Consider the following 12,681-nt stretch of genomic DNA (forward strand, 5'->3'; position numbering starts at 1 on the left):
CGCGTTCACGATGGTCACGTCGCGGCGGCGCGAAGGCGGTTCGCGCAGCGGGCCGGCCGGCAGGGTCCAGCCATTGCCCACGCCGCGGCCGTCGAACAGGACGATCTCGAGGTCGCGCGCCAGCGCATAGTGCTGCAAGCCGTCGTCGGCGATCAGGACGTCCACGTCGGGATAGGCGGCCAGCAGCGCCCTGCCCGCTTCGGCGCGGCGGCGGCCGACGAAGACCGGGCAGGCCGCGCGCGCCGCGATCAGGAGCGGCTCGTCGCCGACCTCCGATGGGGTGGAGCCCGGACCGACCTCGCGCGGCGCGGACTGCTCGCCGCCGTGTCCGCGCGAGATCACGCCCGGGCGCAAGCCGGCCGCGCGCAGCGCCTGCGCCAGCCAGATGGTGAGCGGGGTCTTGCCGGTACCGCCAATAAAGATGTTGCCGACCACGATGACCTGCACGGGCAGGCGTTCGCTCCTCAGCACGCCGGCGCGGAACAGGCGCGCGCGCAGCGCGGCCAGCAGGCGGAACAGGAGCGAGAGCGGCAGCAGCGCGCAGGCCAGCGGACCGCGGCGCAGCCAGGCGCGGGTAATGGCCGATTCTAGGGTCGATTCGAGTTGGGATGCCATGGGAAGATGGCGGCGGGCCGGGGAGCCCGTCCGCCCTGCTTACTTCTTGGTGCCGGTCTGGGCCGCGAAGGTCAGCTTGTCGTAGCCGGCCACGCGCGCCGCTTCCAGCACGTTGATGACCATCTGGTGCATCGCGAACTGGTCGGCGTTGACGATTACCACCGGGCTCGACACCGCCTGGCCTTCCTGGGTGCGGGCGGCGTTCTTGAGGTCCTGGGCCAGGCCGGCCACGCTGTGGAAGGACACCGGCACGTTGTTCACCGTGTAGTTGCCCTTGGCGTCGATGGTGACGTTGATCTCGAAAGGCTTGTCCTGCTGCTTTTCGGCCTCGGCGGTCGGCAGGGTGATCTGGAGCTCGGTGAACTTGCTGTAGGTGGTCGACACCATCAGGAAGATCAGGACGACCAGCAGCACGTCGATGAAGGGGATCAGGTTGATCTCCGGCTCTTCGGGCCTGCGGCCGCGGCGGAAGTCCATCATTTGCGCGATCCGTGCACGACGTCGACGAACTTCACCGCCTGCAGTTCCATGTCGACCACATAGGTGTCGACCATGTTGCGGAAGTGGCGGTAGAAGACCAGGGCCGGCATCGCGATCGCCAGGCCGAAGCCGGTGTTATACAGGGCCACGGAGATGCCGTGCGCGAGCTGGGCCGGGTTGCTGCCGCCGGTCGGGCTCTGGGCGCCGAAGATCTCGATCATGCCGACCACGGTGCCGAACAGGCCCATCAGCGGAGCGAGCGAGGCGATGGTGCCGAGGGTGGTCAGGAAGCGCTCCAGGCCGTGGGCCACGCCGCGGCCCGCTTCCTCGATCGATTCCTTCATCACGTCACGCGGGGCATCGACGTTGCGCAGCGCGGCGGCGAGCACGGCGCCGAGCGGCGAGTTCTGTTCCAGGGTGTTGACGACGTCGGGCGTCACCTTGCCGCTGCGGTAGACGCGGATGACTTCATCGAGCAGGGCCTTGGGGAGAATCTTCTCGCGGCGCAGGTAAATGAGGCGTTCGACGATCAGGGCGACAGCAACGATCGACGCGATCAGCAACAGCCAGATCGGCCAGCCTGCAGCTTGGAAAATGGCGAGCAAGAGAAACTCCTAGGTTGAGAAAAATCACTCGGCAATGTAACAAGTTGCCAGCATTGGGGCAAGTAGAGTTCTGCACAACTTCTGTGGATAAAATTGTGCGCAAGGGCGCGTGGCAAAGCTAAGTGCATTGATTCATAAAGACTTTCTGATCCTGCGCAAGAATATGGCAGGCTCATGCCTTTCGCGGACGAGCGCATAAAGCACGGGCCCTGGCCCGGCGGCTTCCGCCGAGCTTGCTTGTAGTTACGAACAAATTCTGTGGACAAAATTGTGCGCAATGCCGCCTAGCAACAACTAAGCCCTTGATTTAGCTCAGCAATTCGCCACAGATCAAAAAACAGGCAGGCTGGAAAGCCTGTACTTCCGATCCACCCCTTTACGGTTCCTCACATTTTTTGTGGACAAGAGTGTGAGCAAGGCCACTTTTTCACCTCTAAGTACTTGATCCAAATCACAAAAACATCACTGCCGAAAGTTTCATCAAAACCGGCTTATGCACAATTTCCGCTGCTCCCAGTGCTGCTCGCGTGCCATTTATTTGCAAGTTGGACGTTACCTGCATGCAATATTCGGCTGTGCACATTTTTTGTGGATAAGAGTGTGAGGAAGCGCATATTTTCTGACCTAAGATGTTGATTTTAATCAAATTGAATAGTGATGCCACAAAAACAGGCAGCCAGACTCTTCTGCCTGTGAGCCGGGGAATCCACAGGAACGCACGGTGCAACTGGTGTACTCCCGGGGTGGTTCCCGAATTTCTTCAGCTTGTGCACATGTTTTGTGGACAACGTTGTGCGCAAGGAGACGTTGCGCGAGTTAAGCTATTGATTTTCCTCAACAAAGTTTCCGCGCATCATTTTTAAGCACGGCAGTGCAGTCTCTCAGACGGCTGCGGGACGTCCGGTTTTTTAGAGGTTGCTGAAATTGGTCTGTGCACAGATTTTGTGGACAAACATGTGACCAAGCCCATTTCCTTAGGCCTAAGTCATTGATACATAAGGAAACAGCCTCTGCTGCCCAAATCCCGCGCACTCGTCGGTCTTATGCATGAGTTCCCCACAGATTTTGTGGATAAAACCGCATCAAAGCGTGAACATGGCCTTCCAAGCCATTGATTTCAAAGGGTTTCAATAGATTGCATTGAAATTCAGCAACTGCGCAGTGCTGAACATCTTGCTTCACACTCTAGCCCGGAAAGGACTTGTCGTTTGCATCGAGATATGACATAAGCATCTGCTTTGTTCCCGCATACCGACACCCAGCATGCACATCCCCACCGACGCCGATCCCGCCTATACCGCGCCACCGGTACTCACCGTCACCGCGCTCAACCAGCAGGTGGCGCGCCTGCTCGAACGCAGTTTTCCACTGGTCTGGATCGGCGGCGAGATCTCCAACTTCACGCGCGCCAGCTCGGGCCACTGGTATTTCACGCTCAAGGACGATGCCGCCCAGGTGCGCGCCGTGATGTTCCGCAGCCGCGCCCAGATGGCCGGCTTCACCCCGCGCGAAGGCGACAAGGTCGAGGTGCGCGCCCTGGTCACACTGTATGGCGCGCGCGGCGATTACCAGATCAATGTCGAGGCCATGCGCCGCGCCGGCGTCGGCCAGCTGTACGAAGCCTTCCTGCGCCTGAAGGAAAAGCTGGCGGCGCAAGGCCTGTTCGACCAGGAGCGCAAGCGCGCCCTGCCCCTGTTCCCGCGCACCATCGGCATCGTCACCAGCCCCCAGGCCGCCGCCCTGCGCGACGTGCTCACCGCGCTGCGCCGCCGCGCCCCGCATGTGCGGGTGATCCTGTACCCGGCGCCGGTGCAGGGCCAGTTCGCGGCCGACAAGATCGCCGAAGCCATCACGACCGCGTCGCGCCGTCTTGATGCCGACGTGCTGCTGGTGTGCCGCGGCGGCGGCTCGATCGAGGACCTGTGGTGCTTCAATGAGGAATGCGTGGCGCGCGCCATTGCGGCCTGCGGCATTCCCGTGATCTCGGGCGTGGGCCACGAGACCGACTTCACCATCGCCGACTTCGCCGCCGACGTGCGCGCCGCCACGCCGACCGCGGCCGCCGAACTGGCCGCCACGCCGCGTGCCGACTGGCTCGGTTCGCTCTCGGCCGACGCCATGGACCTGCGGCGCGCCATGCGCCGCACCCTGTCCGACGCCAGCCAGGGCCTGGACAGTCTCGGCCGCCGCCTGCTGAGTCCTTCGGACCGGATCGGCCACCAGCGCCTGCGCCTGCTGTCGCTGGCCACCGCCATGGGCCACGCGGTGCAGCAGCCGCTCAACCGCCAGGGCCTGGTGCTGGCCCAGCTGCGCCAGCGCTGGTCGCGCCACCGCCCCGACATCCGGGCCGTGCGCGCCCAGCTGCTGTCCGACCAGCGCCACCTGAACGCCAGCCTGTACAGCCAGGTCAAGGGGCGGCGCGACGCCTTGACCGCCCTGTCGGCCCAGCTCGAACTGCTGAATCCGCAGCGCACCCTGGAACGCGGCTACGCCATCGTGCGCGACGCCAAGGGCCAGGTCTTGCGCGACCCGGCCGCGATCCACGCCCGCGATACCCTCACGGTAAGGCTGGCAGGCGGCAGCGCCGAGGTGGGCGTGGCCCATGTCCAGAGCGTGCTCGAGTAGCTCAAAGGCCATTTATGCAACATCGCGCCATCCGGTTTAGAATAAGCGCCGCTATCGGAACAAACCCGTCCAACCAACAAAGGAAAGAACATGGAACATACCCTGCCGCCACTGCCGTACGCCAAGGATGCCCTGCAGCCGCACATCTCGGCCGAGACCCTGGAATACCACCACGGCAAGCACCACCAGACCTATGTGACCAACCTGAACAACCTCATCAAGGGCACCGAGTACGAGAACATGCCCCTGGAAGAGATCATCAAGAAATCGTCGGGCGGCCTGTTCAACAACTCGGCCCAGGTCTGGAACCACACCTTCTTCTGGAACTGCATGACCCCGAACGGCGCCGGCGCGCCGAGCGGCAAGGTGGCTGACGCCATCAACGCCAAGTGGGGCTCGTTCGACAAGTTCAAGGAAGAGTTCAACAAGGCCGCCCTGGGCAACTTCGGTTCGGGCTGGACCTGGCTGGTGCAAAAGCCGGACGGCAGTGTCGACATCGTCAACACCTCGAACGCCGCGACCCCGCTGACCACCGCCGACAAGGCCCTCCTGACCGCCGACGTCTGGGAACACGCCTACTACATCGACTACCGCAACGCCCGCGCCAAGTTCCTGGAAGCCTTCTGGAACGTCGCCAACTGGGACTTCGCGAACCAGAACATGGCCTGAATGGCCTGACGGATCCTGTGCCCAGGCACAGGCATCCGCCTGAGAACGGCCCGCATTGCGGGCCGTTTTTCTTTGCGTCCGGCGCGATTCAGTCGCCTCCCCCGCCGCAACCGCCCCCGCCTCCACAGCCGCATCCACCGCCGCCATCGCCGCAGTCCGAGCCACCGTTGCCGCTTCCGCTCGGACCGCCGTCGCTTCCGCCGCTATCCTGCTGCCGGCGCAGCGCCTCGGCATGGACTTGCTCGGTGATGAGCCCGGCGGCAAGCAGGGCCGGCAGCGACAAGCCCGGCTGGCGCTGCGGCGTCCCCAGCCGTCGCCCGTTTCCGTCGAGCCGGGCATAGGCGACCTCGCCGTGCTGCACCCAGTAGCCGTGGCCACCCGGCATGCACAGCTTCGCATCCAGGCTGAACAGCGAAGGCAAGGCCGGCCCGGGAAGGGGAATCTGCTCCAGCCCGCGGCAGGCGACCAGGCTCGTGGCCAGGGCCCCGCGCTCCAGCTGGGCCGCCTCCAGGTGCGGTACGGTACTGCCGAAATGGCGCCGGCAGAACCGCTCGAGGCCGATCGGATCGTGCTCCAGCCAGGCATGCCACACGGAATCCGCCGCCAGCGAGGGCAAGGCGCAGCGCGCCCCGCTGGCGCTGACCGCGTGGAAGAAGCCCAGCAGGCCCTCGGTCGCGCGGACGAAAAAAAGGGCATCCGTGGGGATGCCCGGGAAGGCGGTCGAAGCGCTGCGCCGCCATGCGGCTTCCAGCCCCGGCGGCAGGTCCGCCAGCGCGTCGCGGTAGATGGATGCGCGCCGGCGGCGGTCGGCGCGCAGATTGTTCAGCCAGTTCATGGTTGCCTCCTCGGTTCTTGTTATCGGCACGATCAGACTAGGACAGGAATGTGACAGGACGATGACACCGCCGGGCGCCATCGCGCCAGGGCGTCTGTCCCTGGTTATACCCCATCCGTGGGGCTGGTCCCGCGGCGGTGCCGGCCCCAGAGTGGCAAGCTCGACACCGCTCGCCCACCCTGACTATGACACATCGACTTCTCCCCTGCCTGATCCTGGCCCCGGCGCTGCTGGCATCCGAGCCGGCCCGGGCCAGCGATTGGCTCAACAACCTGGCGAAACAGGCGGCCAACACCGCGATCCAGCAGACGGCGAGGCAGCTGGGCGCGCCCCGCGCCGCGCCGCCTGCGGCGCCAGCGCCGCAGGCGGCCGCCGCGGGCGCCATCCCGCTGTATCCCGCTCCCGTCGTCGTGCCGCGCGCCACCCGCATCCGCTTCGACGACGGCGTGATCTTCCATGGCGACTACCTGGCCGACTACTGGAGCCGGCCCGACCCGGTCACGCGCGGGACCACCCCGGACCGCGACGCGCCCGGCCACGTCATCGGCAAGCCGGCCAGCTTCGGCGGCAGCCGCAAGCATCCAGGCACGGCCGACCTGCAGCGCAAGCTGGAAGCGATCTTCCCGCGCGTGCTGGCCCACCCGGCGCTGGCGAACATCCGCGGCGCCAGCCTGCGCCCGGGTGGCAGCTTCGGCCACGAGCGCGGCGGCCCGATGGGGCATGCGCTGGCCGGCCGGGTGAGCTTGCTCGCCTATCCGATCCGCCTGGACGATGCCGACACGCGCCAGTTCCCGGACGGCAGCTACCACAGCCCCGGGGAAGGCGCCGTCATGCGCATCGTCGTCAACGACACCGACGAGCTGGACCGGCGCGCCCCGCTCGGCGCCTGGAACGGCATGACGGTGCTGCGCGACGGCTACATGTTCGTCATCCCGAATACCGAGCGCCCGCTCTACGTACGCGACGCCTCCGGCGGCCTGGTGCTGAACCCGAACCTGATCGACACCACGCGCCCGCGCGCGGACATTCAGTTCATGACCGTCTACGTGGGCACCAGCTCGTCCGAGCACAGCGAGGTCGTGCGCCAGCGGGTGCATCCGACCAGCGAGTTCGGGCGCCTGGTGGGGGTGCTGTACAACACCGATTGGCGCACCCTGCTGCGGGAAGTGAACGATCCGCGCTGAAGGCCAGCGCTCATTTGTCCTGAATCTGTAATCAATTGTCACCCCCTTGGGGAGGGTATGTTTTTCTACAGTTGGTCTTATACAATGGCAGACCAAGGAGAAATGCATGTACCGAGTGATGTTGGTGGAAGATGACGCGCGCCTGGCCGAGCTCGTCACGGAATACCTGTCCGGCTACGAGTTTTCGGTGGACCTGGTCACGCGCGGCGACGCCGCCCTCGACCGTTTCAAGGAACTCGGTCCCGACGTGGTGGTGCTGGACCTGATGCTGCCCGGCCTGGACGGCATGGTGGTCTGCCGCCAGATCCGCGACCAGTCGGACGTGCCGATCCTGATCCTCACCGCGCGCGAGGACTCCTACGATGAAGTCTCGGGCCTGGAACAGGGTGCGGACGACTTCGTCAACAAGCCGGTCCAGCCGCGCGTGCTGCTGGCGCGCCTGCGCGCGCTGATGCGCCGCACCCAGGCCAAGACCGGCCTGGATACCCGTGTGCTGCAATTCGGCGCGCTGCGCATCGCCACCTCGGACCGCAGCGTGGTCTGGCGCGGCCAGCCCTGCGTGCTCTCGAATACCGAATACAAGCTGCTGCTGGTGCTGGCCGAAGCGGCCGGGCGGGTGCTGTCGCGCGATGCGCTGCTGAAAAAAATGCGCGGCATCGAATTCGACGGCCTGGACCGCAGCATCGACAACTGCATCTCCAAGCTGCGCCGCAAGTTCGACGACGTCGATTCGGAAAAGATCAAGACGGTGTGGGGCGAGGGCTACCTGTTCTCGCCTTCCGCCTGGAATTGAGCGTACAGGCGCTGTAGAAGCGGACGCTGCTCAGGCCTCGCCGTCGGCGGCCTTGAGCATGCACTGCGACAGGCGGTCGAAATGCTGCAGCGCAGCCTGGGTCAGCTCGATCTGCTTGCGCCGCGCGTCCTCGGTTTCGCTCAACATGATCCAGCCCTTCTCGCGCATGGATTTCAGGCGCGCGTGCACCGTGGCCGGCGCGCCCAGCTCGTGCTTGCCCATCATGTCGCGTACCGACAGCCGCTGCCGCTCCTGCTGGGCCCTGGCCACGACCGTGAGGATGCGCTCCTCGAGCGGATCGAGGTCGGGCAGCGACGGCAGCCCGCGAATCGCTTCCGCCAGTTGCAAAAAGCGCATATACACATCGGCGGGACGAAGCTTATTCATTAAAACTCGATTCTCGATTGCATCTTTATGCAGGTTTAGGCTAAGCTTTATTCTGGTTGGACAGGCAAGCCATTTTACTCCAACGACAACAAGGCATGAGCCAGCTAAAACTGCAGGTCATGATGATCGCCGCGACCATCGCGCTCTTCATCGCCACGCTCGCACTCAACGAGCTCCTCTTTACCCGCCTGGAATTCTCCAGCGGTATCAATTGGGTCTATCTCCCGGCCGGCGTGCGCCTGCTGTGCACCCTGCTCTTCGGCGGCGCGGGCGCGATCGGCCTGCTGCTCGTGTCCTGGGCGGTGTGCTTCCTGTACTTTTTCCCGGACGACATGATCCGCTCCTTCGTCGGCGGCATCCTGGCCAGCGCCGCGCCCTACCTGGTCTACCTCATCATGCAGCGCCACTGGGGCCTGATGGCCAGCCTGCAGAACCTGACCCCGCGCCGCCTGCTGCTGTGTTCGTTCGCATTCGCCCTGGCCAGTCCCCTGCTCCATCACCTGTGGTTCGCCTTCGCCGAGCCGGAGCGTCCATTCTCGGGCTTCTTCGTGATGGCCACCGGCGACTTCGTCGGCACCCTGCTGGTGCTGTACACGGCGAAGTTCATCCTGTCGCGCCTGCCTGCGCGCGTCCAGCGCTAGCGCCGGCGCCGTCCCGTCAGGGTGTCGACCTGGGCCAATCCGCGCCGCGCCTGGGCTTGCAGCTCGACCACGGCGGGGTCGCGCGGGTCCGGCCAGGCATGCAGCACGATGGTCCGGAACATCTTTTCGTGACGCAGCAGGTCGGCGAGCTCGGCCAGCAAGGGCCGCTTCTTCCCGCCCAGCCTGGCCGCGAGCGTCTCGCACGTCCCCTCGACATCGAGCTCGATACCGTAACAGCGCGCCGAAATCAGGTTAGCATCGGTAATCCGATGGAGTTCGCTCATGGACTCCGTTTCCGCTTCATTGTTTCCACCATGCGAACCAGCACTGCCGAACAGTCACTGTGCAACCATCACCAACAGTGCTATGCTGGCTCTACCGTTCTAAATTATAGATCAATGCGGGCGTGAATGGACTTCCGAGGAAACAACCATGACAAATAGTCCTCCCAGCGAGCGCAGGCAGGACCTGCATCGCCAGGCGCTGATCGAAGTGGGCATCCGGCTGCAACGGCACTTCGGCACCGCCTATGCGGAACAATACCTTGCCGACGTCAACATTCCGGAACTCACGATCCAGCGCATCCTGGCCCGCGGCGAGCTGCGCAAGCCGTCGGCACGCGGCTGCGCGCTCGACGTGGCCCCGCCCGCGGCGAACGACGATCATTGAAACCTGGTATGGCCGGCCGTCAGGCCTTATTCGAACAGCGGCACGATGGCCAGCGGGGCGTTATAGCTGATGAGCTGGCCGCGTTCCGCGGCCGCGAAGCGGTAGACCACGACCGGGAAGTCGTCGTCGAGATCACCGGCGAAGGCCGGGCCGCGCGCAACCGGGAGGGCCTGCTCGGCGCCGTCCGCACGGCGCACCCGCACCGCCGCCTCCACGCCCTTGCGGGCGAACACCAGGCGCACGCCGGCGCACTGGCGCCCGCGCGCCGTCGCGTCGGCATAGCGCGCGAAGCCCAGCGCCTGTTCGCAGGCCACGCGCAGTTCGGCGAGGTCATAGGCGCCGTCCGCGCGCGGGGCCAGCGACACCCGCGGACGGATCACGAAGCCGCCCAGGCGACGGCTCGGCGCCAGCACGGCGTTTTCATCATAGGCCGCCTTGAGCAGCGGCAGGGTGCCGCGCCCGGTGGCGTCGAGCGGCAGGCTGGTCTGGACGGACTTGCCGCTCAATACCAGCTGCACGCCTTCGCCCAGCACGCCCTTCTCCTTCGGCGCCACCTGCAGGTGGGTCTGCAGCAGGTTCTTGGCGCCGCCGTATTTGTCGAACAGGACCATCGCCCGGTAGGCGTCGCGGTAGCTCACCCATTCACCGGCGAGCGGCTGCGACTGCGCCGCGGCCGGGAGGGCCGTCAGGAGCAGGCAGACGCATGCGGTGATCGGGGCGTAACGCATCATCAGAACCGGTAGGCTAGCGCGGTCGAAACCGTCAGGTTGTTGGGCCGCTCGACGAGCGGGCTGCGGCGGGCATCGCCCATCAGGCGCATGGCCTGGACATTCGTGCTCAGCATCCAGGACGGGCTCAGGGCCCAGTTCCAGCGCACGCCGGCGCGCACGTCCTTCAGGCCGCTGTCCGGCGCGTAGACGGGATTGCCGCTCGAGCGCGCCTGCGCCGGGCTGACCCCGAAGTAGGACTGGTTATAGGCGCGGTTGACCACCGTGGCGCCCATCGTGAACGACAGCGTGTGGTGCGGCGCGACCTGGGCCGCCAGGCGCTGCACGCCCAGCTGCAGCTGGACGCCGTCGCGCTCGATGCCGGCGCCGTAGACCGCGCTGCTGGTGAAGCGCCACTGCGGCGCCACGTAGTAATTGAAGAAGCCGCCCACCTGCAGGCGCGCGTCGATCTCGTCCATGCCCACCAAAGGATTGCCGCGGCGGCCGAAGGTCTCGGGGATCAGGCTCGGCATCAGGGACGAACCCTGGAAGTCGTCGATCGAGCCGCCCACGCCGGACTCGTCACGGCTGGCGTGCACGCTCAGCAGCGGGCCGTACTCGAAGGTCGGGCTCTCGGACAAATGCATGCCCAGGCTCATGCCCGAAATGAACAAGCCATGGCTCCACTGCACCTGCAGCAAGGGCAAGGCCGATACTTTCCTGCTGTCCGCCCCTTCGTACCGTGGCGCCGAGACCGCGCCCAGCCCGACATACATGTCGCGGCTGCCGTCGGGCATCGGGTTGGTGGTCGGCGTCTGCGCGCTTGCTGCGCTGCCCGAGACGGCCAGGACCAGGGCGAAAAGCTTTTTCATGTTCACATCGTGGAAGAGTCGGTGAGCGCGTATTTTACGTCGAGCAAGCCAACCTCTTCCATATTGTTACCTCGTGGTACGAATTTCTTCGGCGAATTCCACCGGCAGCGCGCTGCGCCCGATCGCCACCAGGTGGGCCGGATACGTGACCATCATCGCGCAGGCGATGCCCGGGCCGGGTTCCGTGTTCACCTGGCGCACCGTGATGCGCTCGGCGGAGCGGCTCACGCCCTCGATCTGCGTGCCGTGGCAGGCGGAAGGCGCATTGCCAAGGAAGACGCCGACCACCATCTGGCTGGCGAAATCGACCTCCGGCGCCTTGGCGTCCGGGCCCGCGTGCTCGGCCCACAGGGCCTGGAAGGCGGCGCTGTCGCGCACCACGAGCTTGCGCGGCGCGGTGATCCCGGAACGGTTGCCCGCATCCAGGGTGAGGAAGGACTGGGCGCCCGATTCCACCTTGACGAATTCGACCGGCGCGTCGACGCGCTCCACCGCGACGACGTGCATCGGCTGGCTGACCGCGGCCATGCAGATCGCCACCGCCGTGATGTCCCGCTCCTCGTACTCGACCACCAGCTTGCTGCCGCGCGCCACGGTACGCAGCACTGAGGTCTCGATGCAGCCGTTGCCGCGGTCGCCGCTGAACACGCCGACCAGCATCTGGCTGGAAAAATCGACTTCCGGCAACGCTGGGGCCGGCACGCGGTTGCGGGTATGCTCGGCCCACAGCGCGCTCCAGGCGGCCTGGTCCTTGATCACGACTTCGCGCGCGGTGGCGACGCCGGAGAAGGCTTCCCTGATCAGGGAGCGGAAGGCCAGCGGCTCGCCGTCCCTGGGCAGGAAGCGCAGCTGCTCGACCTTGTGGCCGCTGCCCAGGCCGAGGTCGGCCTTGTCGAGGTTTTTCTGGATCGCCAGGAACAGCGGCCGGGCGCTTTCGTCGGCGCAGGTGGTTTGCGGGCCGGCGATGCTGTCGCCGGCCGAGCACAGCACAGCCTGCGGGGTCGGGCCCATCAGGACCAGGCCCCAGGCATTGTCGGCGCACTGGCCGGCGCGGTCCCAGACCACGTACTTGCTGTCGACCAGGAACAGGCGGTTGCGCTCCTCGGCGCAGGCCGCTCCCTGCACTTCCTTCACGAACTCGGACACGACCGGCACGCCGCCGTTCGGCTCGCCCACGGCGATGCCCTGGCCGGACTGCTGCTTGCCCAGCGCGGCGCTGTCCGCGCCGCCGCCGCACCCGGCGAGCAAGGCGCAGGCGGTGGCGCCGGCCATCAGAACGCGATCGAACATGCCCATCTCCTGCCTCCCTGCCTGGCGCTCACCGCCGGATGATCGAGGGCCGGGCGGGCTGCCGCCCGGCCACTCCTGAATAAAAAAACCCACCGACACTCGCGCATCAGGTGGGCAAACGGAAAACCTGAAATTCCTGATGAAGCATCATGGTAGACGCCCGTCCTTTTTTATTCCCCCTACAGATGTCGAGTAATTGTCATTAATTTGTAAGAGGGAAAAACCCAGGCGCGCCTGTATCCACGCGAGCGGGATCCATCATTTCGTCCCCTCAGCCGGCATTGCACCTGTACAATGCCGGCTGAGGAG

General features: G+C 65.6%; 15 protein-coding genes. 6 read left to right on the forward strand and 9 right to left on the reverse strand.

From position 1 onward, the window contains the following. From lpxK to V7778_RS16805, 3 genes are all read right to left on the reverse strand, one after another. The coding region (gene lpxK, locus V7778_RS16795) for a tetraacyldisaccharide 4'-kinase (protein WP_335557332.1) at window positions 1–615 on the reverse strand (615 nt) is incomplete at its 3' end. Window positions 616–654: 39 nt separating this feature from the next. After that, window positions 655–1,092 (reverse strand): ExbD/TolR family protein, encoded by a 438-nt coding sequence (locus V7778_RS16800; RefSeq protein ID WP_211520629.1) that lies wholly within the window; start codon window positions 1,090–1,092, stop codon window positions 655–657. Then, a complete protein-coding gene (locus V7778_RS16805; protein ID WP_335557334.1) occupies window positions 1,092–1,700 on the reverse strand; it encodes a MotA/TolQ/ExbB proton channel family protein in 609 nt (202 codons plus the stop codon). Before V7778_RS16805 ends, V7778_RS16800 begins: the two co-directional genes overlap by 1 nt. A gap of 1,263 nt (window positions 1,701–2,963) precedes the next feature. On the opposite strand from V7778_RS16805, the gene xseA reads away from it, so the two are divergent. After that, window positions 2,964–4,325: an exodeoxyribonuclease VII large subunit gene (gene xseA, locus V7778_RS16810; protein ID WP_335557336.1), complete on the forward strand. Its 1,362-nt coding sequence runs from the start codon at window positions 2,964–2,966 to the stop codon at window positions 4,323–4,325. 90 nt (window positions 4,326–4,415) lie between these two features. After that, window positions 4,416–4,994, forward strand: a complete 579-nt coding sequence (locus tag V7778_RS16815) for a superoxide dismutase (RefSeq protein WP_211520590.1) — start codon at window positions 4,416–4,418, stop codon at window positions 4,992–4,994. A gap of 88 nt (window positions 4,995–5,082) precedes the next feature. Here the strand turns inward: V7778_RS16815 and V7778_RS16820 are convergent, their stop codons facing one another. Beyond that, window positions 5,083–5,859 (reverse strand): hypothetical protein, encoded by a 777-nt coding sequence (locus V7778_RS16820; protein ID WP_335557339.1) that lies wholly within the window; start codon window positions 5,857–5,859, stop codon window positions 5,083–5,085. A 155-nt stretch (window positions 5,860–6,014) separates the two neighbouring features. On the opposite strand from V7778_RS16820, the gene V7778_RS16825 reads away from it, so the two are divergent. Further along, window positions 6,015–7,013: a hypothetical protein gene (locus V7778_RS16825; RefSeq protein ID WP_335557341.1), complete on the forward strand. Its 999-nt coding sequence runs from the start codon at window positions 6,015–6,017 to the stop codon at window positions 7,011–7,013. A gap of 106 nt (window positions 7,014–7,119) precedes the next feature. Next, window positions 7,120–7,806 (forward strand): response regulator transcription factor, encoded by a 687-nt coding sequence (locus tag V7778_RS16830; protein WP_335557343.1) that lies wholly within the window; start codon window positions 7,120–7,122, stop codon window positions 7,804–7,806. Window positions 7,807–7,836: 30 nt separating this feature from the next. Here the strand turns inward: V7778_RS16830 and V7778_RS16835 are convergent, their stop codons facing one another. Beyond that, window positions 7,837–8,163: a winged helix-turn-helix domain-containing protein gene (locus V7778_RS16835; protein ID WP_335557344.1), complete on the reverse strand. Its 327-nt coding sequence runs from the start codon at window positions 8,161–8,163 to the stop codon at window positions 7,837–7,839. Between the two features lie 125 nt (window positions 8,164–8,288). Here V7778_RS16835 and V7778_RS16840 point away from each other — a divergent pair, with 125 nt between their 5' ends. Further along, complete coding sequence (locus tag V7778_RS16840; protein WP_335557346.1) at window positions 8,289–8,834, forward strand: hypothetical protein; 546 nt, start codon at window positions 8,289–8,291, stop codon at window positions 8,832–8,834. Here V7778_RS16840 and V7778_RS16845 read toward each other — a convergent pair. After that, a complete protein-coding gene (locus tag V7778_RS16845) occupies window positions 8,831–9,118 on the reverse strand; it encodes a hypothetical protein (protein WP_335557347.1) in 288 nt (95 codons plus the stop codon). The two genes, V7778_RS16840 and V7778_RS16845, sit on opposite strands and share 4 nt — an antisense overlap. Window positions 9,119–9,266: 148 nt before the next feature. Between V7778_RS16845 and V7778_RS16850 the strand changes: the two genes are divergently transcribed. Beyond that, the gene (locus tag V7778_RS16850) at window positions 9,267–9,503 is read left to right on the forward strand and encodes a hypothetical protein (protein ID WP_335557350.1); all 237 of its coding nucleotides are present in this window, start codon (window positions 9,267–9,269) and stop codon (window positions 9,501–9,503) included. 26 nt (window positions 9,504–9,529) lie between these two features. Here V7778_RS16850 and V7778_RS16855 read toward each other — a convergent pair whose 3' ends face one another. The 3 genes from V7778_RS16855 to V7778_RS16865 form a co-directional block, all read right to left on the reverse strand. After that, window positions 9,530–10,234: a hypothetical protein gene (locus V7778_RS16855; protein ID WP_335557352.1), complete on the reverse strand. Its 705-nt coding sequence runs from the start codon at window positions 10,232–10,234 to the stop codon at window positions 9,530–9,532. After that, window positions 10,234–11,082 carry a MipA/OmpV family protein gene (locus tag V7778_RS16860; RefSeq protein ID WP_335557353.1) on the reverse strand — a complete coding sequence of 283 codons (849 nt, stop codon included), beginning with the start codon at window positions 11,080–11,082 and terminating at the stop codon, window positions 10,234–10,236. The genes V7778_RS16855 and V7778_RS16860 overlap by 1 nt, the downstream gene beginning before the upstream one ends. 66 nt (window positions 11,083–11,148) lie before the next feature. Then, window positions 11,149–12,372 carry a protease complex subunit PrcB family protein gene (locus V7778_RS16865; protein ID WP_335557356.1) on the reverse strand — a complete coding sequence of 408 codons (1,224 nt, stop codon included), beginning with the start codon at window positions 12,370–12,372 and terminating at the stop codon, window positions 11,149–11,151. Between the last annotated feature and the right edge of the window lie 309 nt (window positions 12,373–12,681).

Source organism: Massilia sp. DD77, assembly GCF_036961685.1.
Lineage (GTDB): Bacteria > Pseudomonadota > Gammaproteobacteria > Burkholderiales > Burkholderiaceae_D > Telluria.